Annotated in this window: 20 protein-coding genes; 8 read left to right on the top strand and 12 right to left on the bottom strand. The window is 72.7% G+C overall.

The genetic code is table 11. The annotated features are described in order from the left end of the window. Positions 1–9 precede the first annotated feature (9 nt). Both BM236_RS03955 and BM236_RS03950 read left to right on the top strand, forming a co-directional pair. Positions 10–279 (top strand): hypothetical protein, encoded by a 270-nt coding sequence (locus tag BM236_RS03955; RefSeq protein ID WP_091120464.1) that lies wholly within the window; start codon positions 10–12, stop codon positions 277–279. Next, positions 276–479, top strand: coding sequence for a hypothetical protein (locus tag BM236_RS03950; RefSeq protein ID WP_091120461.1), 204 nt, complete (start codon positions 276–278; stop codon positions 477–479). Before BM236_RS03955 ends, BM236_RS03950 begins: the two co-directional genes overlap by 4 nt. 81 nt (positions 480–560) lie before the next feature. Here the strand turns inward: BM236_RS03950 and BM236_RS19205 are convergent, their stop codons facing one another. Next, on the bottom strand, positions 561–830 hold the full coding sequence (locus BM236_RS19205; protein ID WP_217645222.1) for a hypothetical protein: 270 nt from the start codon (positions 828–830) through the stop codon (positions 561–563). A gap of 645 nt (positions 831–1,475) precedes the next feature. Next, positions 1,476–4,790, bottom strand: coding sequence for a (Fe-S)-binding protein (locus BM236_RS03940; RefSeq protein WP_091120460.1), 3,315 nt, complete (start codon positions 4,788–4,790; stop codon positions 1,476–1,478). 287 nt (positions 4,791–5,077) lie between these two features. Between BM236_RS03940 and BM236_RS03935 the strand changes: the two genes are divergently transcribed. Together BM236_RS03935 and BM236_RS03930 are read left to right on the top strand one after the other, a co-directional pair. Then, a complete protein-coding gene (locus tag BM236_RS03935) occupies positions 5,078–6,319 on the top strand; it encodes a Glu/Leu/Phe/Val family dehydrogenase (protein ID WP_091120457.1) in 1,242 nt (413 codons plus the stop codon). Between the two features lie 46 nt (positions 6,320–6,365). After that, complete coding sequence (locus tag BM236_RS03930; protein WP_091120455.1) at positions 6,366–7,712, top strand: NAD-dependent succinate-semialdehyde dehydrogenase; 1,347 nt, start codon at positions 6,366–6,368, stop codon at positions 7,710–7,712. A 129-nt stretch (positions 7,713–7,841) separates the two neighbouring features. Here BM236_RS03930 and BM236_RS03925 read toward each other — a convergent pair whose 3' ends face one another. The 3 genes from BM236_RS03925 to BM236_RS03915 form a co-directional block, all read right to left on the bottom strand. Next, the gene (locus BM236_RS03925) at positions 7,842–8,312 is read right to left on the bottom strand and encodes a hypothetical protein (protein ID WP_091120453.1); all 471 of its coding nucleotides are present in this window, start codon (positions 8,310–8,312) and stop codon (positions 7,842–7,844) included. Between the two features lie 271 nt (positions 8,313–8,583). Then, a complete protein-coding gene (locus BM236_RS03920) occupies positions 8,584–9,786 on the bottom strand; it encodes an MFS transporter (protein ID WP_245750115.1) in 1,203 nt (400 codons plus the stop codon). 65 nt (positions 9,787–9,851) lie between these two features. Then, complete coding sequence (locus BM236_RS03915; RefSeq protein ID WP_091120451.1) at positions 9,852–10,445, bottom strand: Ig-like domain repeat protein; 594 nt, start codon at positions 10,443–10,445, stop codon at positions 9,852–9,854. Between the two features lie 192 nt (positions 10,446–10,637). Between BM236_RS03915 and BM236_RS03910 the strand changes: the two genes are divergently transcribed. Further along, entirely contained in the window at positions 10,638–11,651 is a 1,014-nt protein-coding gene (locus tag BM236_RS03910; RefSeq protein WP_091120448.1) for a M48 family metallopeptidase, read from the top strand. Positions 11,652–11,661: 10 nt separating this feature from the next. Here BM236_RS03910 and BM236_RS03905 read toward each other — a convergent pair whose 3' ends face one another. The 6 genes from BM236_RS03905 to BM236_RS03880 form a co-directional block, all read right to left on the bottom strand. Continuing rightward, positions 11,662–12,564 carry an HpcH/HpaI aldolase/citrate lyase family protein gene (locus BM236_RS03905; protein WP_091120445.1) on the bottom strand — a complete coding sequence of 301 codons (903 nt, stop codon included), beginning with the start codon at positions 12,562–12,564 and terminating at the stop codon, positions 11,662–11,664. Beyond that, positions 12,565–13,647 (bottom strand): HpcH/HpaI aldolase/citrate lyase family protein, encoded by a 1,083-nt coding sequence (locus BM236_RS03900; protein ID WP_091120442.1) that lies wholly within the window; start codon positions 13,645–13,647, stop codon positions 12,565–12,567. Positions 13,648–13,799: 152 nt separating this feature from the next. Next, positions 13,800–15,110 carry a glycoside hydrolase domain-containing protein gene (locus BM236_RS03895; RefSeq protein ID WP_139230020.1) on the bottom strand — a complete coding sequence of 437 codons (1,311 nt, stop codon included), beginning with the start codon at positions 15,108–15,110 and terminating at the stop codon, positions 13,800–13,802. Between the two features lie 120 nt (positions 15,111–15,230). Next, the gene (locus BM236_RS03890; protein WP_091120436.1) at positions 15,231–15,761 is read right to left on the bottom strand and encodes a DnaJ family domain-containing protein; all 531 of its coding nucleotides are present in this window, start codon (positions 15,759–15,761) and stop codon (positions 15,231–15,233) included. Between the two features lie 43 nt (positions 15,762–15,804). Continuing rightward, on the bottom strand, positions 15,805–17,226 hold the full coding sequence (locus BM236_RS03885; protein WP_245750114.1) for an MFS transporter: 1,422 nt from the start codon (positions 17,224–17,226) through the stop codon (positions 15,805–15,807). After that, entirely contained in the window at positions 17,223–18,563 is a 1,341-nt protein-coding gene (locus tag BM236_RS03880) for a M20/M25/M40 family metallo-hydrolase (RefSeq protein WP_091120434.1), read from the bottom strand. Before BM236_RS03880 ends, BM236_RS03885 begins: the two co-directional genes overlap by 4 nt. A 38-nt stretch (positions 18,564–18,601) precedes the next feature. Here BM236_RS03880 and BM236_RS03875 point away from each other — a divergent pair, with 38 nt between their 5' ends. Continuing rightward, entirely contained in the window at positions 18,602–19,246 is a 645-nt protein-coding gene (locus BM236_RS03875; protein ID WP_091120431.1) for a dihydrofolate reductase family protein, read from the top strand. A 1-nt stretch (position 19,247) separates the two neighbouring features. Here the strand turns inward: BM236_RS03875 and BM236_RS03870 are convergent, their stop codons facing one another. Next, on the bottom strand, positions 19,248–19,847 hold the full coding sequence (locus BM236_RS03870; protein ID WP_091120798.1) for a nitroreductase family protein: 600 nt from the start codon (positions 19,845–19,847) through the stop codon (positions 19,248–19,250). A 162-nt stretch (positions 19,848–20,009) separates the two neighbouring features. On the opposite strand from BM236_RS03870, the gene BM236_RS18860 reads away from it, so the two are divergent. After that, positions 20,010–20,156 carry a hypothetical protein gene (locus tag BM236_RS18860; RefSeq protein WP_175507540.1) on the top strand — a complete coding sequence of 49 codons (147 nt, stop codon included), beginning with the start codon at positions 20,010–20,012 and terminating at the stop codon, positions 20,154–20,156. Continuing rightward, positions 20,156–23,122 (top strand): helix-turn-helix transcriptional regulator, encoded by a 2,967-nt coding sequence (locus tag BM236_RS03865; protein ID WP_091120428.1) that lies wholly within the window; start codon positions 20,156–20,158, stop codon positions 23,120–23,122. The genes BM236_RS18860 and BM236_RS03865 overlap by 1 nt, the downstream gene beginning before the upstream one ends. Positions 23,123–23,132: the final 10 nt, after the last annotated feature.

The raw sequence follows: 23,132 nt of genomic DNA, 5'->3' as shown, positions 1-23,132 counted from the left end.
GAGACCGTCATGGCACAGAACGAGAAGACTGCTGGTCTCTTCGACATCCGCAACGTCATCGGCGGCCTGATGGCCGTCTACGGCGTGGTCCTCACCCTCATGGGCGCCTTCGGTGACGAGGAGGGCGACAAGACCGGCGACGTCAACGCCAACCTGTGGGCCGGCCTGGTCCTGCTCGTCGTCGGCATCGTGTTCCTCGCATGGGCGCGCATGCGCCCCGTCGTCGTCGACGAGGAGGCCGTCGCCGAGGTGCGCCGCGAGGACGAGCACAACCTGTGACCCCGTCCTCGCGCGACCCGGTCGAGGTGCTCCGACGCTGGGAGGACGCCGGCGGCACCTGGGAGGTCCTCTCCCGGTCCGCCGGCGGCCTCACCGTGCGCCTCTGCACCTGCACGGGCGGCGAGGAGGTCGACCGGCTCGTGTCGGAGTCGCCGGCCCTGTCGGCGTACGTCGGCGAGCGGACGCGTAGCGACGACTGACCGCCTCGTGACCGCCCGGGAATCCCTCTTGGCGGGTGTGCCGTGGTTCGAGTCACCTGGTGACTCGGAGTCACGGCACTCCTACGTCTGAGGGTCGTGTCCGCGGTCAGGGGCAACGCGAGCACCGGCGGACCGCTCCGGCCACCCGCGCTGCTGGAGCAGGCGTCCGAGCTCGGCCGCCGTGCTGCAGGGCCGGTCGAAGACCTGACCCCAGCCGATCCGGATGGTGGTACGCCCGGCGTCGACGGCCGCGTCGAGGTCCCGCTCGAGGTCGCGGTCCCGGGCGGCCGACCCGTCATGGCCGAGACGGCCGTCGAGCTCGAACGCGAGGCCCAGCTCCGGGTAGTCCACGTCGCGGAACCGGGCCGGCCGACCACCGTGGGTGCTTGCCGCCTGGGTGTGGGGAGACCGTGCGCGCGCTCGACACCCGTCAGGTAGCCGTGCTCGAGGACGGAGCAGCTTCCGTCCCGCAGGTCGACGGTCCGCTTGCGATCGACGGCGACCTCGATGGGGCCGCTGTCGTCCCGCTCCCGGCGGCCAGGCCCCTCCGCCGCGCGGAGCGCCGACTCGCCCGCCAGTGCGGCGGGCCAGGCGTCGAGGACCGCCGCCCACGCGCGCTGGCGCCAGGACAACGCGCCGGTGTGGTCGACGTAGACGGCGGGGTGATCCGTCGAGGCCCACTCGGGCGCAGCCGTCGCCGGATGTCGTTGGCCGAGAACCCGCACTCGAGCACCTGGCGCGGGCGATGACGCCGTCCTGCAGGGCGAGGATCTCGTCGAGACGCTCCTCGTCCGGTGGACGGGGACCCTTCGGTGCGAGGGTCATGCGACTCAGCGTGGTCGAGTTCACCGCCGCTGAGTAGGCCGTGGCGACGATCTGTGGACGACCGCCGACGCCGCGCTCGTACGTCGCCCAGCGGACCTGAGACGAACTGTGCCGCGGCTCCGAGTCGCTGGGTGACTCCGAACCGCGGCACAGTCGTACGGCGGCCTCGACTCAGAGGTCGAAGAGCGACTTCGCCTCGGTGATGTCGACATCGGTGCGCGGGTCGTGAGCCTCACCCGACGGCTCGGGTGCCGACGGTTCGGTCGTGGCTTCGGTGGGCGCGTCGGTCAGGTCCGCGTCGTCCGCGTCGTCCTCGTCGTCCTCGGCCGTGGCCTCCGCAGCGACATCCTCCGGCGCCGGACCTGCCGGAGCCGCAGCGACCGCGCCCTCAGGAGCCTCGATGTCGAAGAGCGACGACGCGGCGTCGATGTCGACGTCGGTCCGTGGGGCCGGGGCAGCGCCGGAGCCCTCCGCCGACGGTGCCTCGGCAACCGTCTCGGCGGCTGGTTCGGTTGCCTGCTCACCGCTGGCCGGGGCGTCGGTGACGGGCGCCGGGATGTCGAAGAGCGACCCGCCGGCGTGGAGGTCGACCGCCGGCTCGGGCTCAGCGGCCGGGGCAGCCGGCTCCGACTTCGCCTCGGGCGCGGCAACCGGCTCGGCCTCAGCAGCCGGAGCCTCCGCAGGCGGCTCGGTCTGCGCCGGGATGTCGAAGAGCGACCCACCCAGGTCGACGGCGGGCTGTGCAGGCTCGGGCTTCGCCTTCGCCTCCGGCGCGGCCGCCGACTCGGTCGGGGCCACGTCGAACAGCGAGCCGCCGGACCCGAGGTCGGGCTCGGCCTTCGCCTCCGGCGCAGCGTCCTGGGCTACAGGCTGGTCGGTCGGCGCCTGCTCGGCCCGATCCGCAGGCGCGGCAGGGGTGTCGAAGAGCGACCCGCCCTCGTCGAAGAGGGATCCACCGGACTTCGCCTCGGGCTCGGCGGCCGTCGCCTCGGGCTCGGCGGCCGTCGCCTCGGGCTCGGCCGACTCCGCCTCCGGCTCGGCCGGAGCCGGCGTGTCGAAGAGCGACGACGCGTCGTCGGGCGCCGACTCGGTCGGGGTGTCGAAGAGCGACGAGCCGCCCGACGCCTTCGCGGCCGGCCCGGCGTCGGCGGTCTCGGTGACCGTGTCGGGGGTGACCGTCACGTCGCCGGCCGACGGCTCGGCCGCGACGGCTGCCGACGAGGCGGTCGTCGTACCAGCGCCCGGGGCCATCTTGGTGGCCATCTCGCCCTTGACCGACGCGAGCAGCATCTGCGCGACGTCGAGCACCTCGACCTCCTCGCGGGCGGACCCGTCCGCTTGCGCGGCGGTCAGCCCGTCGGAGAGCATGACGCGGCAGAACGGGCAGCCGACGGCGATCTGGTCGGCGCCGGTCGCGACCGCCTCGTCGGTGCGGTTGCGGTTGATCCGCGAGCCGAGGTTCTCCTCCATCCACATGCGGGCACCACCGGCGCCGCAGCAGAAGGAGCGCTCGGAGTTGCGCGGCATCTCCTTGTACTCAGCGCCCGGCAGCACCTGGAGCAGCTCGCGCGGCGGGCTGTAGACGCCGTTGTGGCGGCCGATGTAGCAGGGGTCGTGGTAGGTGATCGACCGCTGGTGGGTGCCCGCACCGGACGACACCGGAGTGAGGCGGCCTTCGCGGACCAGCCGGTTGAGCAGCTGGGTGTGGTGGACGACCTCGAGCTCGATGCCGAAGTCCTTGTACTCGTTCTTCAGCGTGTTGAAGCAGTGGGCGCAGGTCGAGACGACCTTCTTGACCTTGTACTCCTTGAACGTCTCGATGTTCTGCTGCGCGAGCCCCTGGAAGACGAACTCGTTGCCGGCGCGGCGAGCGGGGTCGCCGTTGCAGGTCTCGCCGTTGCCGAGGACGCCGAAGGAGACGCCGGCCATGTCGAGCAGCTCGGCCACGGCGCGGGTGGTCTTCTTGGCGCGGTCCTCGTAGGCGCCGGCGCAGCCGACCCAGAAGAGCCAGTCGACCTCGTCGAGGGTCTCGATGTCGTCACCGACGACCTTGACCTCGAACGGCAGATCCTTGGCCCAGTCCAGGCGCGCCGAGGACGGCATGTTCCACGGGTTGCCCTTGTTCTCCAGGCCCTTGAAGAGGCCGTTGAGCTCGGTCGGGAAGTTCGACTCGACGAGCACCTGGTAGCGGCGCATGTCCATGATGTGGTCGACGTGCTCGATGTCGACGGGGCACTGCTGGACGCACGCGCCGCAGGACGTGCACGACCACAGCACGTCCTCGTCGATGACGAAGCCGCCGTCCGCCGGGTTGTAGAACCAGTCGAGCACCTCGTCGGTGCCGCCCAGCGAGCGGTCCTGGTCGGTGTGGCCGATGAGCGGCTTCTCCAGCAGCGCGGTCGCGGCTTCGTCGCCCTCGGCGGCGGCCGGGTCCTGGCGGTACGGCGCGCTGGCGTAGGCGTGGTCGCGCAGACTCAGCACCAGGTGCTTGGGGGAGAGCGGCTTCTCGGTGTTCCAGGCCGGGCACTGGGACTGGCAGCGGCCGCACTCGGTGCAGGTCGTGAAGTCGAGGATGCCCTTCCACGAGAAGTCCTCGATCGACCCGACGCCGAGCTTGGCGTCCTCGTCGAGGTCGTCGACGTCGTCGAGGGTGACGACCTTGCCGTCGGAGACGAGCGGCTTCATCGCGCCCAGCGCCGTGCGACCCGAGTCCTCGCGCTTGAACCAGATGTTGAACCAGGCGGTGAAGCGGTGCCACGCGACGCCCATGGTCAGGTTGCGGGCGATGACCATCAGCCACACCATCGCGAGCGCGATCTTGAACACCGCGATGCCGTAGACGATGTTCTGCAGCGTGGCCTCGGAGCCCTGCGAGCTCGGGAAGAGCGCGTCGCCGAACCAGGAGGCCAGCGGGAAGTGCCCCCGCGTCGCCTCGTCCGCGTGGCCGGTGACCTTCGCGAGGTTGTACTCGGCGCCTCGGATGAAGAGGATCGCCGCACCCTCGAGGAGGGCCATGATCTCGACGAAGTAGGCCTGCCAGAACGTCGAGCCGAAGAAGCGGGAGTCGCGGCCCAGCGAGCGCGGGTGGTTCCGCTGCCGGTAGACGATGAGGTAGACGATGCCGATCGTGCTCAGGGCGCCGATCAGCTCGCTGAACCACTCGTAGGGATACCAGTGGCCGACGACCGGCCACGCGAACTCGGGCGTGAAGAGCTGGAAGTAGGCCGAGAGCACCGCGAACGACAAGAAGATGAAGGCCGCGAAGACGAACCAGTGCATGACCCCGACGACGGTCCACTGCAGCATGCGCGTGTGGAGCACCGTCTCCTTGAGCATGGTGGCGGTACGCCGGCCCGGGTGACCTGCTCGCCCCGGCGCGGGCTGACCGGTGCGGATGACGCCGAGCATGCTGCGCACGGCGCCCACGAGCAGCACGACCGCCACGAGCGTCAGCACGAGCGAGACAACGATGGCAAAGGCTTGCATGCGGGAACTTCGCTCCTCGTCAGACTTAGGGCTCGCCGCGTCCGGCGACCGGTCCACCCTAGGGCCGGGCCGCCTGGAGTGACGGGCCGACCGAGGGTGAGATGGATCCTACCCGTCGGTAACTATGGGTGCTCCGACGGCTTCGCCCGAGGCGGGTGAACAGACGGCCTGCGGATGCTGGTCAATGACGGGTGGCACGGCATGATGACGCCCGGATGTGAGCCCGCTCACAAGGTGGTCCGCATCCTCCGACAACCGACATCGATCAACCCCACAGGGAGGATTGGATGAGCGAACCGCTCGTCGATGCCCACCGCCAGCTCGCCGATGCCGTGAAGATCCTCGGCTACGACGACGGCGTCTACGCGACTCTCGCCGCACCGCGGCGGGAGCTGGCCGTGAGCATCCCGCTCCGACGCGACGACGGCACCACCGAGGTGCTGAAGGGCTACCGCGTCCAGCACAACTACTCGCGAGGTCCCGCCAAGGGCGGTCTCCGCTACGCGCCGAACGTCGACCTCGACGAGGTCCGCGCCCTGGCGATGTGGATGACCTGGAAGTGCGCGCTCCTCGGCGTCCCGTACGGCGGCGCCAAGGGCGGCGTCACCATCGACCCGCGCAAGTACTCGACCGCCGAGCTGGAGCGCGTCACCCGCCGCTACACCTCCGAGATCCTTCCGCTGATCGGCCCGATGCAGGACATCCCGGCGCCCGACATCGGCACGGACGAGCAGACGATGGCCTGGATGATGGACACCTACTCGGTGAACAGCGGCCACACCGTCCTGGGCGTCGTCACCGGCAAGCCGATCAGCCTCGGCGGGTCGCAGGGCCGGGCGTCCGCCACCTCGCGCGGCGTCGTGCACATCGCGCTCCAGGCGATGTCGCACCTGCACCTGTCGCCGGCGGAGTCCACCGCCGCCGTCCAGGGCTTCGGCAAGGTCGGCCGGGGATCGGCGCGCTTCCTCGCCGACGCGGGCGTGCGCGTCGTCGCGGTGAGCGACCAGTACGGCGGCATCCACGACCCCGCCGGGCTCGACGTCCCCGCGCTCGAGAGCCACGTGGACGAGACGGGATCGGTGGTCGGCTTCGCGGGCGCCGACCCGATCGACAACGACGCGCTGTTGGAGCTCGAGGTCGACGTGCTCGTCCCGGCGGCCGTCGAGGGCGTGATCCACCGCGACAACGCGGATCGGATCCGGGCCCGGCTCATCGTCGAGGGTGCGAACGGCCCGACCACCGCGGACGCCGACGCGATCCTCGAGGGCCGCGGCGTCGTGGTGGCGCCGGACATCCTCGCCAACGCGGGTGGCGTCATCGTGTCCTACTTCGAGTGGGTGCAGGCCAACCAGGCCTACTGGTGGAGCGTCGAGGAGGTCGAGGCACGGCTCGCCGAGCGGATGAACGGCGCCTGGCGCGACGTCCTGGCCTACTCCCAGCGGCACGGACTCACCCTCCGGACGGCGGCGACCTGCCTCGCCGTGGAGCGCGTGGCAAGTGCTCACGAGATGCGCGGTCTCTATCCGTAGGCCCTCCGCCCTTTCGACGCGCCGGTGGCGCGGGCAGGATGGCGGCATGAGTCTCTACGCTGTCACCGACCCCGCCACCGGCAAGGTCGTCCAGGAGTTCCCCACCGCCACCGACGCCGAGATCGAGGCGGCCCTCGCCGCCACGGCAACCGCCAGCAAGGGCTGGGCCCGCACCACGACCGTGGCCGAGCGTGCCGCCCTCGTGAAGCGGGTCGCCGAGCTCCACGAGGAGCGCAAGGACGAGCTCGCCGAGATCATCGTGCGGGAGATGGGCAAGCCGCTCGAGGATGCCGTCGGCGAGGTCGAGTTCGCGGGCGCGATCTACGCCTACTACGCCGACAACGCCGAGAAGATCCTCGCCGACGAGCCGGTCGAGCTGCTCGACGGCGACGGCTCGGCGGTCATCCGCCGCTCGCCGTACGGCGTCCTGCTCGGGATCATGCCCTGGAACTTCCCCTACTACCAGGTCGCCCGGTTCGCGGGGCCCAACCTCTGCATCGGCAACACCATCCTGCTCAAGCACGCGCCGCAGTGCCCCGAGTCCGCGGCCGCTATCCAGCAGATCTTCGACGACGCCGGCTTCCCCCAGGGCGCCTACGTCAACGTCTACGCGTCCAACGACCAGGTCGCCACGATCATCGCCGACCCGCGCGTCGCCGGCGTCTCGCTGACCGGCTCGGAGCGTGCCGGAGCGGCCGTCGCCGAGATCGCCGGTCGCAACCTGAAGAAGGTCGTCCTCGAGCTGGGTGGCTCCGACCCATTCGTCCTGCTCTCGACCGATGACCTGGACGCCACCGTCGAGGCGGCCGTCAACGCCCGTCTCGACAACACCGGGCAGTCGTGCAACGCGGCCAAGCGGTTCGTGGTCGCCGAGGACCTCTACGAGCCGTTCGTCGAGAAGTTCACCGCCGCCATCAAGGCCGGCGCGGAGGGCATCACGCCGCTCTCGTCCGTCGCGGCGGCCGACCGCCTGCAGACGCAGGTCGACGCTGCGGTCGAGCAGGGAGCCCGGCTCGAGTCGGCCGGTGAGCGCAACGGCGCCTTCTTCCCGACCGGTGTCCTCACCGACGTGACGCCCGAGAACGACGTCTACCACCAGGAGCTCTTCGGCCCGATCGCCATGGTCTTCAAGGCGTCCTCGGAGGAGGAGGCGGTGCGGATCGCGAACGACACGCCCTTCGGCCTCGGCTCCTACGTGTTCACCACCGACCCCGAGCAGGCCGAGCGGGTCGCCGACCAGATCGAGGCCGGCATGGTGTTCGTCAACGGCGTCCTGCTCGACGGTGTCGAGCTGCCCTTCGGCGGCATCAAGCGCTCGGGCTTCGGTCGTGAGCTCGGCCGCTACGGCATGGACGAGTTCGTCAACAAGAAGCTCATCCGCACCCTGTCCTGACGCGCGAGTCGGCAGAGGCTCGCGTTCCTACAAGCGCGAGTCGGCAGAGGTTCGCGCAGATCATGCGAACTTCTGCCGACTCGGGCTCGCCTGGAAGAGAACTTCTGCCGACTCGGCTGCTGACCAGGGTCAGATGTCGCGGCGGTGGTGGCCCGCGTCGGGCTCCTCGGTGGTCTCGCTGTAGGTGTGCTCGGTCGTCTCGCCGTAGGTCCGGTCGGACGTCTGCTCACCGGTCCGCTCGGTGCCGGTCTCGTAACGGCCGCTGCCCGTGCCGTCGACGTGGGGGTCGATGCGGTCGGCCTCGCGGAGCTTGTCCTCCTGGTGGGCCTCCTCGAAGGACGCCGACTGGCGGGCGGTGCGGGCGTGCTCCTCGGCGCGCTCGGCCTGGGTCCGGGCGAGCTGGGCCTTGGCCTCGGCCTCCTGGGCGCGTCGGCGCTCCTCGGACACCTCCGTGTCGCGCTCGGCGGCGTGGGTGCGCAGCTCGGTCGCCTGCACGTGGCGCTTCGCCATGTTCCGCTTCCGCATCGCCATGGCGATGCCCACGATCAGCGCCACGACGACGATCGCGACGATGATCCAGATGATGGTGCTGGTGTCCATGTCTCAGCTCTCCTCGTTACGGGTGGAATGGCCGGTCACGCGGAACGGCGGTGAGTACCGCCGGCGGTGAGGGCGGCCGCGGGCTGCACAGGCCCCATAGCCGTGATGGCGAGGGCGACCACCGCAACGGCGGCGTTGATCCAGACGGTCGTGTCCACGGTGCTCCCTTTCCTTGCGTGAGGCGGTACCCAGCGCGGGCTCCTCACGCACCTCGACCCCAGGAGCGGCGCACCGCTGCCACGGATCCACACGACGGCGGACGCGCGGACCGCTACGTCAGGTCCTGCTCGCGGCGGACCGGGACCAGCGGTGCGGCGAGCACGGGGAAGACCGCGGCGAGGGCGAAGGCCCAGGGGAAGCCGGCCGCCGTGACGGCCAGTCCGCCGAGCGGCGGGACGAGCGAGCTGGTGAGGAACTGCGCGGTGTTCTGGATGCCGAGGGCGCGCCCGCTCCAGAACGGCCCGGCCCGCTCCGCGACGGCGGTGAAGGCGAGGCCGTTGTCGGCGACGGTGAGGACGGTGGCCACCACCATCAGGGGTACGGCGACCCCCAAGTCGGCCCCCGCGGTGATGCCGAGCAGCAGCATGACGGCGGCGGCCGCCACCGCCACCCAGCGCAGCGGCCGCATCCGGCTGGCGACGACGTCGGAGAGCTGCCCGACGGCGATCCGGCCCAGCGCCCCGAAGATCTGGGCGACGGCGACGACGGCGCCGGCCGCGGCGGCCGACCAGTCACGGTCCTGGACGAGCCAGACCAGCGCGAAGGTCCAGACGACGAACTGCGGCACGACGAGCAGCACGCTGACCGCGTGGATCCGGACCAGGTAGCTGCTGCCGCGGTAGGGGTTGCCGTGGCCGCGCGCGGCGTCCACAGGTCGTGGCGGTCGTGGCGGGTCCTGGACGACGAGGGCGACGACCAGCGCGGCGAGCGCCGCCGCCACGGTCGGCACGACGATCGCGGCATGGATGCCGTGGTGCTGGGCGACGGTGGCGATCGCGATCGCCGCGATGCCGACGCCGGCCGGCTGGGCCATCTGCCGGATCCCCATCGCCAGGCCGCGCCGCTCGGGCGGGAACCAGCCGACGACGACACGGCCGCTCGCGGAGTTCGCACTGGCCGCCGACGCGCCCGCGAGCCCGATGAGGATCGAGAAGAGCACCAGGTCGTCGGCCAGGACGGCGGCGAGGCCGAGGACGGCGGTGCCGAGCAGCCCGGTGACGAGCACGATCCGCTCGCCGTACGCGTCGGTGACGGCACCCCACAGGACCAGCGCCGCCATCACGCCGACCGTCGGAGCAGCGGCCACCAGCCCGGCCTGGCCGAGGGTCAGCCCCTCGCGCGCGTGCAGGGTCGGGATGAGGAACGCCGGCCCGTGCATCATGATCGCGGCGCAGGCCTGGGCCAGCGTGCTCGCCGCGAGCATCGCCCAGCGGCGGGCCGGGGCGATGGCGGGCGGGCTGGCGACGGTGCTCACGATCCGATTGTTCGACGTCGGGCGGCCGGGCCCGGGGCGTTTCTCGGCTGGTGGGCTGTGAGAAATCAGTCGCGCACGGCCACGGCGACGACCTGCGTCTCGGACGGGCAGTGCGTGTCGCTGCCGCTGTAGGCCGCGAAGACCCGGTGCAGGCCCGACCGCAGCCACGTCGGGACGCCCACGGTGCCGATCCCGTCGACGACCTCGCCGGTCGCGATCAGCCGGGACTGCTCGTAGAGCCCGACGGTCCCGCAGGCGCGGGAGGACGCGTCGGTCGTCCGTACCGTCACGACCAGGCTGTCGCCGGGTGCGACGCCGTTCGCCGGCACCCGCAGCTCGGTGATCGTGCCGGCCGGGAGGACCAGCACCGTGAACGGCCTGGTCGACGCGCAGCCGTAGCGGGAACCGCCCGTGTAGGCGGCCGTCAGCGTGTGCCAGCCGGGCGGCAGCACCCCGAGCTCGAGCGAGACGTCGCCGAAGTCGTGGAGCTGGGCGGCGAGGCCGGGCACCACCCGGCACCCCTCGTAGACGCGCAGGGCGCCGTCGACCGGTCCGATGCTCTGCTCCGGCCGCACGGTGACCGTCGCGCGGGCGCACCCGCGGTGCACCGCGGCGGCGGGGGCGTCGACCACCAGGTCGACGACGGCGGGGACTGGCATGGCTCCTCCTGGACCGACGGTAGGCCGTGTGACGCCCGCGTGGGGAGGAACACCGTGGCCTGTTGTCTGAGATGCCGCCAGTCTGGGCTCAGCCACTTGGACCCGGCTTCGGGTCGACTTGGCGGGCGAGCCGGCCGCGGCGATGTGTCCGAACCGGTGGTCGGCCGCGCCGCCAGCAGGCAGACTCCACGCATGCCGAACCCTCCGGCCCGTGCACGGGTCACCCTCACCGGGATCAGCTCGCGCACCTGGGAGCACCCCGCGGACCGCGGCGCGCTGGTGGCGCTGCGCAAGCTCAAGGGCTTCGACACCGTGCTCAAGGCGATGTCGGGGCTGGTCAGCGAGCGCGCGGTGCGGCTGTCGGTCCTCGGCTCCGCGGTGCGGGTGGACGAGCGGCAGTTCGCCCGCGTCCACCGGCTGCTGGTCGACGTCGCGACGGTGCTCGACGTCCCTGAGCTGCCCGAGGTCTACGTCGCCAACAACCCGCTCACCAACGCGATGACGATCGGCATAGACCGGCCGTTCATCGTGATCAACTCCGGGCTCGTCGACCTGCTCGACGACGAGGAGCTCGCGTTCGTGCTGGCCCACGAGCTCGGCCACGTCATGTCGGGCCACGCGGTCTACCAGACCCTGCTCCAACGACTGCTCGCGCTGAGCCTCGGCCTCGCGTCGATCCCGCTGGGCGGTCTGGGGATCCGGATCATCATCGCGGCGCTCTTCGAGTGGTCGCGCAAGGCCGAGCTGTCGGCCGACCGGGCCGGGCTGCTCGGCGTCCAGGACCCGTCCGTCGCGCTGCGGGTGCACATGCAGCTGGCCAGCGGCGGCCACGTCGGCGACCTCGACCCGACCTCGTTCCTCGCCCAGGGCCAGGAGTACGTCGGCGCCGGCGACCTGCGCGACTCCGTGCTCAAGCTGCTGCTGATCGAGAACCGGACCCACCCGTTCGCGGTCGTCCGGGCCGCCGAGCTGCGCGCATGGGTCGACGCCGGCGACTACACCGCTGTCCTCGGCGGCAGCTATCCCCGTCGTACCGACGACGGGGACGCGACCGTCAGCGAGGCCGCCAAGGAGGCCGCCCGCAGCTATGCCGAGGCGTTCCAGCAGACGCAGGACACCCTCGGCCGCCTCGTCCACGACGCCGCCGGGTGGATGGGCACCGCGAAGACGTGGTGGGACGAGCGGTTCGGCCGCTCGGGGGACTGAGCCGGACCGCTCAGCCCAGGGCGGCGATCGCCTCGGCGATGCTGAGCGTCCGCCGGGCCGACTCGACGTGCAGGCTCTCGACCATCTTCCCGTTGTGGGTGACGACGCCCTTGCCCGCGCCCTGCTCCCACGAGGCGATCAGGCTGCGGGCCTCCGCGATGGCCTCGTCGCTGGGCGCGAAAGCGGCGTTGGCGCCGTCGACCTGGCCGGGGTGGATCAGCGTCTTGCCGTCGAAGCCGAACCGACGCGCCTGCTCGCACTCGGCGAGGAAGCCGTCGATGTCCTTGACGTCGTTGTAGACCCCGTCGAGGACGACCTTGCCGGTCGCCCGCGCGGCCAGGACGGCGAGCTGGAGGCTGGTCACGAGCGGGCCTCGGCCCGGCACGTGGTCGATGAAGAGCTCCTTGACCAGGTCGTTGGTGCCGAGCACGAGGACGGTGAGACGGTCGGACGCGGCGGCGATCTCCTCGGCGTGCAGGATCGCGTACGGCGACTCGATCATCGCCCACAGCCTCGTCTTGTCCGGCGCGCCGGCGGCCTCGATCGCGTCGACCAGGCTGTGCACGGCCTGCGGGCTGTTGACCTTGGGCACCACGATGGCGTCCGGGCCGGCGGCGGCCGCGGCGCGCAGGTCGTCGGCGTGCCACTCGGTGTCGGCGCCGTTGATGCGGATGGTCAGCTCGCGGGCGCCGTACTCGCCGGACGCGACGGCGGCGACGACGTTCTCGCGCGCGGTGCTCTTGGCGTCCGGGGCGACCGAGTCCTCGAGGTCGAGGATGAGGCCGTCCACGGGCAGCGTCTTGGCCTTCTCCAGGGCGCGCTCGTTGGCGCCGGGCATGTAGAGCACCGAGCGCCGGGGGTGGAACTCTCCATTGGTCGAGCGTCGCTCGCCGGTCGATCCTGTCGAGACCATTCAGTCCACCTCGATGCTGTCGTAGAGCTCCTTGAGCGTCGGATCGATCCGGCTCAGCTCGTCGGCGAGCTCGACCAGGACGAGGCACTGCTTGAGCGAGGCGTCGTCCTCCATCTTGCCGTCCAGCATGACCGCGCCGGTGCCGTCGCCCATGGCCGCGACCACCCGCCGGGCGTGCCTGATGTCGTCGGCAGAGGGGGAGAAGACGCGGTTGGCGATCTCGATCTGCTTGGGGTGGAGGCTCCACGCGCCGACGCAGCCGAGCAGGAACGCGTTGCGGAACTGGTCCTCGCAGGCCACCACGTCGGCGATGTCGCCGAAGGGGCCGTAGTAGGGGTAGATGCCGTGCGTCGCGCAGGCGTCGACCATCTTCGCGATCGTGTAGTGCCACAGGTCCTGCTGGAAGGTCCGGCGCTCGCCGGCGATGTCGCCGCCGACCGGGTCCTCGCGGACGAGGTAGCCGGGGTGCCCGCCGCCGACGCGGGTGGTCTTCATCTTGCGGTCCGCGGCGAGGTCGGCCGGGCCGAGGCTCAGGCCTTGCATGCGCGGCGAGGCGCCGCAGATCTCCTCGACGTTGGCCATGCCGCGGGCCGTCTCGAGGATCGCGTGGATCAGGATCGGCCGGGTCAGGCCGGCCTTCGCCTCGAGCTGGGCCAGGAGGCGGTCGACGTAGTGGATGTCCGCAGGCCCCTGCACCTTCGGCACCATCACCACGTCGAGCTTGTCTCCGATCGCCGGGACCAGCGTCGTGAGGTCGTCGAGGACCCACGGGCTGTCGAGGCTGTTGATCCGCGTCCAGAGCTGCGTCGGCCCGCTGTGCCCACCCAAGCCGGCGGTCTCCTGCGCGATCCTCACCAGGCCCTCGCGCGCCGCGAGCTTGTTGTCGGCCTTGACGGCGTCCTCGAGGTTGCCCAGCAGTACGTCGACCGTGCCGACCATCTGCGGGATCTTGTCCACCATCTTCGGGTTGCTCGGGTCGAAGAAGTGGATCGCCCGGCTCGGTCGCGCCGGGATCTCCCGCAACGGTGCCGGCGCCCCCACGGCGAGGGGCGCGAAGAAGTCCTTCGGTGACTTGTGGCTCATGGCGCGGAAGTTAGCAGCGAATCATTACCCGCCGGTATGACGGATCTGACACGACGGAGATGGTGAAGGCCGGCCAGCCCGTGCCCGCGGGCTTCTCGTGCTGGCCCGGCGCCGGCTCGAACCTCGTGCTACCGGGCTCGACGAAGTAGCGGTCAGCGCCGCCGCGCCGCCGGATGCCGGCGGGCGGCGTGGTGGGGGTGCTGCGGCTTCGCCCGGTGGTGTGGCCTCCCGGTGTGATGCCCGGGTCGCGTCGCCACCGGGCGGACCGCCACCGGGCGGACCGCCGTCGCACGGACCGGTGCGGGCTGCGCGAGCGACCGCCACAGCCGCGCCGTCACCACGCTCGTCCGAGCGTGGCCGATCCGGGCCTGGAACCGCCGCACCGCCTGCGCCGTGGACGGCCCGAACGAGCCGTCGACCCGGACGTCGCTGGCGAGGGCAGCGTTGAGGCGCTGCTGCAGGTGCCGAACCGAGGCGCCGCGAGCGCCGAGCTTGAGCAGCGGCGTCGGGTCCGTGGTGGGGCCGAAGCTGACGTAGTTCCAGTCGATGTCGAGCTTGATGCCGCCGAAGCGGACCCGACGGTCGAGCGCGAACTGGTGGACCCGGGGGCTCCGCATGAAGGCCGGGTCGGCGACGTACTTCGCCGGCCGGGCGTTGGCGCGGTCGACCCACGCGTACCAGACGGCGTCGGGCCGGCGGTAGGAACGCGGCGTCGCCGACAGCAGCCGGATGCCGGCGTTCACGTGGGAGTAGACGCCCGACCCGTAGCCCAGCCGGTGCAGCTCGGTCGTCCAGGACTCGAGGAAGGCCAGCGACGAGGACACGCAGTCACGGCGGGAGGCGTCGAAGCCCTCGAGGTCGTAGAAGATCAGCCGGCCGCGGCCGATCCCCAGCCGGCGAGCGGTGGCGGCGGCGCGGTCCGCCTCCCTCGCGCCGTCGGCGCGGGCGGGCCGGAAGGTCCGGCCCGGCCCCGGCCGGCCGGAGATGCGGTGGTCGAAGCCGGTGCACGACGCCTGCGGGCCGACCCACAGGGGGAGCAGCTTCCAGCCCGCGGTCGTCTGGCGGCGTACCCACGAGGCGGTGAGGTGGGGCTGGTCGCAGGCGCGCTGCACGCCGCCGAGGTAGATGCCCGCGCCGGTGAACGGGGAGCGGGTGAGCCAGCGATCCATCACCCGCTGCGAGGGCGCCCGGCAGGCGTCGAAGGCGTAGCCCGTCCAGTCGGCGTCGGTCGTCGCCGCCACCGTCCGGACCGCCGTCTGCTGCGCGGAGCCGGGGATCCGTGCGGCCGGCGCGGTCACGCCGGTCACCGCCGGGTGGGTGCGGTTCGCCTGCGGAGCCGGAGCGTCGGCGTCCCGGTGGACGCGTCCGGCGCCGGTCAGCACGAGGGCGAGCAGGACGGCGCCGGCCAGCACGGGCGTGACGAGCAGGCGTGGGGTGAGGCGGCGGGAGCGGCGATGTTTCACGAAAGAGTCAATCGGTGGGACGTCAAGAGCCCGCGCATCGTAGGCACGACTCGCCGCCCGACTCCCATCGAACGGGTGGATCCCGTCCGATCGGACAGGGTCGCTAGTCCGCGAGGGACCTCAGCGCCGGCGCCACCAGCGGCGCGGCGGCGTCTCCTCATGCGTCGTACGCCGGGCGGCCAGCCGCTCGGCACGGCGGGCCGCCCAGCCGGTGACCGTCGCGTCGACGTCGCGCGGCATCGTGATGAGCGGCGGCCCCTCGGGCAGCGCGTAGCGCGCCTTGATGACGCGCTCGTTGAAGTCCTCGACCTTGGCGCGGACGGCCTTCTCGGTGCTCAGCCGGTCCAGCTCGCCGTCCAGCGACGCGTCCTCCTTGCGCAGCTGGACCGAGAGCGGCAGCACGACGAGCCGTTCGCGCTCGACGAGCTTCTTGACCCACCACTCCGGGTCGTGCTCGGTGCCGAGGCCCTCGATCGGCTTGCCGGCGCCGGGCAGGTCGTCGAACTCGCCGCGCTCCATGGCCGCGCGGACCTGCAGGTCGACCCAGGTCTGCTGCTGGCGGATGCGTGCCGCGGCCGCCGCGGATCCCTCGCGTTCGGGACGAGGCGGGCGTTCGGGACGGCCCTCCGGCCAGTCCTCGCTCTCGGACATGCCTCCAGCGTAAGCCGCTGTCCGAGGCGGCCCGGAGGGTCGGTCAGGAGCGCCGGCGGACCGACAGCGCGAGCCCGGCCAGCAGGGCGGCGACGGCGCAGACCGACCAGACGACGTAGTAGCCGGAGAGCGGTGCGTGGCCGTAGCGCGGGTCGGCGATCGACCCCGCGGAGGCGAGTGCGATCGCGAAGACGGCCGAGGCGAACGCCCCGCCGACGGTCTTGGTGGCGTTGGTCATCCCGGTGGCGAAGCCGGTCCGCGACGGCGGGGCGGCGCCTGCGGCCGCGGCCGGCAGCGAGGCGACCAGTGCTCCGGAGCCGACGCCGACGACCGCCATGTTGATCAGCGCCTGCCAGGTGTGGTCGTGGAACGGCAACCAGAGCGCGTAGCCAGCCGCCACCAGGAAGGCCGCGGCGGCCAGCGAACGCCGCTCGCCCAGGGCTCGCACCCACAGCGGCAGGGTGAAGGCGCCGATCGCGAGGAAGATGACGTAGACGCCGATCAGGGTCGAGACGAAGGACGCCGACGCGCCCAGCCCGTAGCCGGCGGTCTCCGGATCGGTCCGGGTGAAGGTCGACAGCGGGATCTGCGCGCCGAGCACCGACATGCCGAAGAGGAACGCGGTGAGCTGGATCGGCCACTGGCCGGGCGACAACAGCAGGCGTACGTCGACCAGCGGCTCCTCCACCCGGCCCTCGGCGCGTGCGAAGGGGACGAGCGCCAGCAGCCCCAGCGCGACCAGGGCCCAGCCGAGCACCGAGGACGGGCCGGCGACCCGGATCGCGATGAGACCACCCATCACCAGGCCGAGCACGACGGTGAGCAGCCCGAGGCCGCGCCAGTCGAACGTGCCCGAGCCGGTGCCCGGCACGTCCTCGACGCCGAACCAGACCAGGCCGAGGCACAGCGTCACGACGATGGCCGGCAATGCCAGCAGCGTGCTCATCCCCACCGACTCGACCAGCGCGCCGGACGTCAGCGCCGCGACGATGACGGACAGCTCCAGCGCCCCGACGAGGATCGCGGCTCCGCGCCGGGTGAGCAGCGCCTGGCGGCCGGTGTCGGCCGTCCGCCGGTGGATGATCGAGATCTCGAGCGGCAGCCAGACGACGTACGCGCCCTGCACGGCCCAGGCGACGAGGAAGGTGCCGAACGTCGGGGCGAGGGCCAGCCCCCAGGAGCCGATCGCGGTCACGGCGGTCGAGAGCAGCAGCACCTTCTTGTGGCCGACCAGGTCGCCCAGCCGCGCGAGCGGGGGCACCAGCAGCGCCGAGACGATGAGCTGCGCCGCCTCGAACCAGTTGACGTCGGCGTCCTTGATCGAGAGGTGGTCGGCGATGTCGCTGTAGATCGGCGTGTAGTAGCCCTGCAGCACGCCGCTGGCGATCTCGACGCAGACGAGGAAGCCGACGATGGTGGCCAGGCTGCGCGCGTGCGGGCTCAGCTGCATGTCGAGGCGGGTCACGGGAGCCTTTCGATGAGTCGGCGGTACCACTGCACCCCGTCGAGGTAGGCGCCCGTCCCGAGCCGCTCGTCCGCCGCGTGGATCGCCGCGCGCTGCGCCTTGGTCATCCGGAACGGGGCGAACCGGTAGACGCGGTCGCAGATCGCGGTGAAGAACCGGGAGTCGGTGGCCGCCATCATGACGTAGGGGGCGGGCACCGCGTCCGGGAACACCGCCTCGATCGTCGAGGTGATCAGGTCGAAGGCCTCGTCGGCGCCGTCGGGGGAGGAGTACGGCGACACGGGGCTGGGCTCGCCGGCCTCGACGACGTCGACGGACACCGCCTCGTCGCGGACCACCTTGCGCACGTGCTCGAGGACCGAACCGACGGTGTCGCCGACCATGACCCTGATGTTGACGCCGGCCCGCGCCGACGCGGCGATGACGTTGAGCGCCGGCGAGCCCTCGAGCGTGGTGACCGCGAAGGTCGTCCGCACCATGGCGGCGGGCTCCGCGCCTGCCAGCGTGAGCGCGCGGGCGACCGCGGGCGACAGCCGCTCGGCGTTGGCGAGCAGCGGCCGCAGGGCGATCGACGAGTGCGGCGCCAGCCTCCGGAAGAGCTCGATCGTCGGCGCGGAGAGGCGGGCCGGCATCGAGGCGGCGTCGAGGCGGGTGATCGCCCGGGCGAGCCGCGCGGTCGGGCCGTTGCGGACCGGGGTGGAGGCATGGCCGCCGCCACCGGTCACGGTCAGCGAGAGCGAGGTCGTTCCCTTCTCGGCCACGCCGACGACGCCGACCGGCGCCACGACACCCGGGAACGCCTCGTGGGCGATCGCGCCGCCCTCGTCGAGCACGAACCACGGCTCGACGCCACGGTCCCGCAGCGTCTCGACGGCCGCCCGGGCGGCCGTGCCCGAGACCTCCTCGTCGCAGCCGAAGGAGAGCCAGACGTCCTGGGCCGGCGTACGGCCGTCGGCGAGGAGCGACTCGACCGCCTCGCAGATCGCGGCCACGCACCCCTTGTCGTCGAGCGTGCCCCGGCCCCAGATCTCGGGGCCGTTCTCGCCGTCCACGACCTCGCCGCCGAACGGGTCACGGCTCCAGTCCTCGGCCACGACGGGTACGACGTCCAGGTGGGCCATCAGCACGACCGGCCGCTCGGCCGAGCGGCCGGGCCAGTGGACCAGCAGGCCGTGCGTGCCGACCCGGGTGACCTCCAGCGCGTGCAGCAGCGGCCACTGCTCGCGCATCGTCTCGAGCAGTCGGTCGAAGGCGTCGGTGTCGACGAGGCCGGCGTCGCGGTGGGAGACGGTCGGGATGCGGATCAGCGCGGCCAGCCGCTCGACGGGGTCCTTCACGGTCGCAGGATAGGGGTCGCCGGATCTACCGTGGGCCCATGTCGGAAACCCGAGTGCACAACCTGGCGGTCTCGCTCGACGGCTTCGCGACCGGCGAGCCGCAGAGCCTGGAGGCGCCGTTCGGCCACGCCGGGGAGCGGCTGCACGAGTGGTTCTTCCCGACCGCGACGTTCCGTGCGATGGCCGGCGGTGAGGGCGACCCGGCCGCGGCGCCGGACGATGCGTTCGCGTCGCGCTGGGGCGACCGGATCGGCGCCGAGATCATGGGTGCCAACAAGTTCGGCCCGCCCGGCTGGCAGGACGACCCGGACTGGCGCGGCTGGTGGGGGCCGAACCCGCCCTTCCACACGCCGACGTTCGTGCTGACCCATCGGCCGCGCGGACCGGTCGAGATGGAGGGCGGCACGACGTTCCACTTCCTCGACGCCTCGCCCGCCGACGCGCTCGCGGCCGCTCGTGACGCGGCGGGAGGCCTCGACGTGCGCATCGGCGGTGGCCCGACCGTCGTCCGCGACTTCCTGGCCGAAGGTCTCGTCGACCACCTCCACGTCGTGATCGTGCCGATCCTGCTCGGCCGCGGCGTCCGGCTCTGGGACGGCCTCGAAGGGCTCGAGAAGGACTACGACATCGAGTCCACCACCACGCCCAGCGGCGTCACGCACCTGACCTTCGACCGGCGGTAGCTCACCAGCCGCCGCGGTGGACCAGGTCCTCGAGCGACTTGCGGGCACGCCGCGCGGGCGACCCCTTCGCGCCACCGGCCGCGGCGTGACCGAGGGTGACCACGCCGACCGGGTCCCAGTCCGCGGGGATCGCGAGCTCGGCACGGACACGCTGCTCGAACTCCGGCGGGATGCCGATGAAGCAGGAGCCCAGCCCCTCGTCGGTCGCCGTCAGCAGCATCAGCAGGGACGCCATCGCGGCGTCCATGTGCCAGAACGGGACCGGCCAGCGCTCCTCGGCGCGGTCGGTCCAGCCCTTGTCGTCCTCGGCGTAGCGCTCGAGGTAGACCGCCTTGGACGAGCACGGGACGACCACCACCGGCGCCTTCATCATCCCGGCCAGCCAGGTGTCCGGGTCGTCGACGTCGTCCGACGCCGCCCGCCAGAACCGCTCGGTGTCCGCCGGGGTGTCGAGCACGACGAAGGCCCAGCCCTGGGAGAAGCCCGCCGACGGAGCGCGCACCGCGTTGGCGAGCGCCCGGTCGACGACCGTGCGGTCCACGGGGTCCGACGTATAGCTGCGGACCATCCTGCGTCGGCGTACGACCTCGGTGAACTCCATGGTGCGCAGCATGCCCGACCGGCCTCTGAGGGGCCGGGCGACGCCCTCTGAGGTAGCGGCGCGCACAAGGTGGGGGTGCACTACCGATGTCCGTGCCTACCTCAGGCGACGAACCTGGGTATCGCTGGCCCACCAGGGACCGGCGACACCGAGGAGGCAGAGATGAGTAGCTACGACACCGGGTACGTCCGGGCCGAGTCGGCCTACAAGGCCGAGCGGATCCGCGCGGACATCGCGGTCCGCCGGGAGAGGGCCCGTCTGCGCAGGTCGCGGCCGCGGCGGAGGGGAATCTCGATCGAGGTTCTGTGATGGTCGCCGAAATGATCGGCGCCATCCCCGCCGGACAGGGGATCATGGACCCCGTGGCAGAACGGATCCTGATCGGACGAGACGCCGAGCTCGAGGAGTTGTCCTCGCTGCTCGGCGTCTCCTCCGTCGACGGGCGGGTCGTCGAGACCTCCCCGCGCCAGCACGTCCTGCTCGCCGGCGACGCGGGCGTCGGGAAGACCCGGCTGCTCCAGGAGCTCGCCGCCCTGGCCGGTGCGCGCGGCTGGCAGGCGTACGCCGGCCACTGCCTCGACTTCGGGGACAGCGCGCTGCCCTACCTGCCCTTCTCCGAGATGCTCGACCGTCTCGTGACGCAGCTCCCCGACGTGGTCGAGCGTGTCACCCAGCTCCACCCCGCCCTCGCCCGCCTGCTCCCGGCCGGGCGACAGGGCGCCCCCGACGAGCGCGTCGAGGCCGTCGACCGCAGCCAGCTCTTCGCGGCCGTCCACGGCCTGCTCGAGGCCGTCGCCGACAAGGCGCCGGCGCTGGTCGTGGTCGAGGACGCCCACTGGGCCGACCAGTCCACCCGCGACCTGCTCACCTACCTCTTCAGCCGCCCCTTCGTCGGTCCGGTCGCGATCGTCGCCTCCTACCGCGCCGACGACCTGCACCGCCGGCACCCGCTGCGCCGCCAGGTTGCCGAGTGGGCCCGCGTGCCCGGCGTCGGCCGCGTGTCCCTCGACCCGCTCGGCGACGACGACGTCCGCCACCTCGTCGCGACCATCGACCCCGCCGTGCGGGGGCAGGAGCGGGAGAACATCGTGGCCCGCGCCGAGGGGAACGCGTTCTTCGTCGAGGAGCTCGTCGGTGCCGCCGGCGGTCCGGACCACTGGATCCCCGACGAGCTCGCCGACGTCCTCCTCGTCCGCCTCGACCGGCTCGGCGAGGCGGCCCGGACCGTCGTCCGCACCGCGGCCGTGTCGGGTCGGCGGGTCCGCCACGACCTGCTCGCCGCCGTCACCGACCTGCCGCCGAACACCCTCGACGAGGCGCTGCGCCACGCGGTGGAGGAGCACGTCCTCGTCGCCGGTGAGGGGGCCTACTGGTTCCGGCATGCGCTGCTCGGCGAGGCCGTGTACGACGACCTGCTGCCCGGCGAGCGGGTGCGGCTGCACGGCCGCTACGTCGAGGTGCTGGCCGACTGCGACGGCCGGGCGACGTCGCTCGGCTCCGCCGCGGAGCTCGCCCGGCACGCCCGACACGCGCACGACCTCCCGACCGCCCTGGTCGCGAGCGTCCGTGCCGGTGACGAGGCGGCAGCGGTCGGTGGTCCCGACGAGGCCGCCCAGCACTACGAGCGCGCGCTGGCCATGCTCGGCGAGCTGCCGACGCCCGACGACATCGATCCGGCCGCCGTCGTGGAGTCCTGCGTGGTCGCGCTGACGACGGCCGGTCGCCCCGACCGCGCGGCCCGGATCGCGCGGGAGCAGCTGGACCGCCTCCCGGCCCGGACGTCGGCGGCCGCGCGCGCCAGGGTCCTCGCCGCCCAGGCGATGGCCGTGGGCATCATCGACAACGCCGAGCTCGACCCCCTCGCCCCCTCCGACGAGGCGCTCGCGCTCGTCCCCGACGACGACCCGGCGCTGCGGGCACGCGTGCTCGCCGACCGGGCCCTGCTGCTGCACTGGCGCGGCATGACGGACGAGGCGCAGGCGGCCGGCACCGAGGCGCTCGCACTCGCCGAGCGGCACGACCTGCCCGCGACCGCCTCTGCCGCGGCGACCACGCTGACCGCGCTCGGCAAGCTCGGCGACCCCGCGGAGCTGCGGACCGCGCTGCAGTCGGTCATCGACCGGGCGCAGGCCAGCGGTGCCCTGTCCGCCGAGCTGCAGGGCCGCTACCTGCTGGCCAGGTCCTACCAGGACTGGGGCGAGTGGCCGGCCGCGGAGGCCGCCTTCCGCGTCGGCGTCGAACGGGCGGAGCAGGCCGGACAGCCGTGGGCGCCGTACGGCTTCGAGCCGCGGCACCAGCTCGTCTGGGTGCTCTACGTCGTCGGACGATGGGACGAGGCGCTGGAGCTGCTGCGGATCGCCCGGCCGGGCTCGCCGCCCGTGCCGTACGCCGCCCTCGACGGCCTGCGCCAGGCGATCCGCCAGGGTCGGGGCGAGAGGGTCCCGCGCCGCCTGCACCGCGAGACCTGGCCGAGTGACGGCATCGTCCCGGTCTTCACCGCCGCCGTGGAGATGATCGAGGCCGGCCGCGCCGGCGATGCGCGTGACGCCGTCGTCGTCTACGACGAGGCGGTGGCCCTGCTGACCCGGGTCTGGCACCCGTGGTTCATCGCCCGGCTGCGGCTCGCCGCCGTCGCCCTCGGCGTGCTCGCGGACGCGATGCCCGGCCTCGCGGCCGCCGAGCGCACCGCCCTGCTGGCGGACGTGGAGCGGCTCGCGTCCGAGGGTGCGGCGACGATCAGCAACTGGGACCCGGCCCGCGGCTGGGGTCCGGAGGGCCACGCCTGGGAGGCGCGGTTGACCGCCGAGGCGCTGCGGGCCCGGTGGCTGACCGGGGCCGAGGTCGACCCGGTCGAGCTGGTCGAGGCCTGGCGGACCGCGGAGCGGTGCTTCGCGGCGTTCGGGCACGTCCTCGAGACGGCGACCGTACGGGTGGCGCTCGCCGGGATCCTCCGGGCCACCGGCGACACCGCCGGCTCCGCCCGGGTCGCCGACCTCGCACGGTCCGCCGCCCGCAGCCTCGGCGCGCGGCCGCTGCTCGACGCGCTCGCCTCGCCGTCGGCCGGTCGGGCGTCCCCGGACAGCGAGTCGCTCACGCCCCGCGAGGCCGAGATCCTGGCGCTGGTCGCCGACGGCCGCACCAACGGTGAGATCGGCAAGCGGCTGTTCATCAGCACCAAGACCGTCTCGGTGCACGTCTCCAACATCCTGGCCAAGCTCGGCGCGGCCGGCCGCACCGAGGCCGCCGCCATCGCCCGCCGCCGCGGCCTGCTCTGACCGCCGAGGG

This window comes from Nocardioides terrae, assembly GCF_900112345.1.
GTDB classification, from domain to species: domain Bacteria; phylum Actinomycetota; class Actinomycetes; order Propionibacteriales; family Nocardioidaceae; genus Nocardioides; species Nocardioides terrae.
This window is presented reverse-complemented; position numbering and strand designations above follow the sequence as displayed.

What these genes read in the sequence shown, in the direction of transcription:
- BM236_RS03955 (WP_091120464.1), top strand. Translation starts at nt 10, where the DNA reads ATGGCACAGAACGAGAAGACTGCTGGTCTCTTCGACATCCGCAACGTC.
- BM236_RS03940 (WP_091120460.1), bottom strand. Translation starts at nt 4,790, where the DNA reads ATGCAAGCCTTTGCCATCGTTGTCTCGCTCGTGCTGACGCTCGTGGCG.
- BM236_RS03935 (WP_091120457.1), top strand. Translation starts at nt 5,078, where the DNA reads ATGAGCGAACCGCTCGTCGATGCCCACCGCCAGCTCGCCGATGCCGTG.
- BM236_RS03930 (WP_091120455.1), top strand. Translation starts at nt 6,366, where the DNA reads ATGAGTCTCTACGCTGTCACCGACCCCGCCACCGGCAAGGTCGTCCAG.
- BM236_RS03925 (WP_091120453.1), bottom strand. Translation starts at nt 8,312, where the DNA reads ATGGACACCAGCACCATCATCTGGATCATCGTCGCGATCGTCGTCGTG.
- BM236_RS03915 (WP_091120451.1), bottom strand. Translation starts at nt 10,445, where the DNA reads ATGCCAGTCCCCGCCGTCGTCGACCTGGTGGTCGACGCCCCCGCCGCC.
- BM236_RS03910 (WP_091120448.1), top strand. Translation starts at nt 10,638, where the DNA reads ATGCCGAACCCTCCGGCCCGTGCACGGGTCACCCTCACCGGGATCAGC.
- BM236_RS03905 (WP_091120445.1), bottom strand. Translation starts at nt 12,564, where the DNA reads ATGGTCTCGACAGGATCGACCGGCGAGCGACGCTCGACCAATGGAGAG.
- BM236_RS03900 (WP_091120442.1), bottom strand. Translation starts at nt 13,647, where the DNA reads ATGAGCCACAAGTCACCGAAGGACTTCTTCGCGCCCCTCGCCGTGGGG.
- BM236_RS03890 (WP_091120436.1), bottom strand. Translation starts at nt 15,761, where the DNA reads ATGTCCGAGAGCGAGGACTGGCCGGAGGGCCGTCCCGAACGCCCGCCT.
- BM236_RS03875 (WP_091120431.1), top strand. Translation starts at nt 18,602, where the DNA reads ATGTCGGAAACCCGAGTGCACAACCTGGCGGTCTCGCTCGACGGCTTC.
- BM236_RS03870 (WP_091120798.1), bottom strand. Translation starts at nt 19,847, where the DNA reads ATGGAGTTCACCGAGGTCGTACGCCGACGCAGGATGGTCCGCAGCTAT.
- BM236_RS18860 (WP_175507540.1), top strand. Translation starts at nt 20,010, where the DNA reads ATGAGTAGCTACGACACCGGGTACGTCCGGGCCGAGTCGGCCTACAAG.
- BM236_RS03865 (WP_091120428.1), top strand. Translation starts at nt 20,156, where the DNA reads ATGGTCGCCGAAATGATCGGCGCCATCCCCGCCGGACAGGGGATCATG.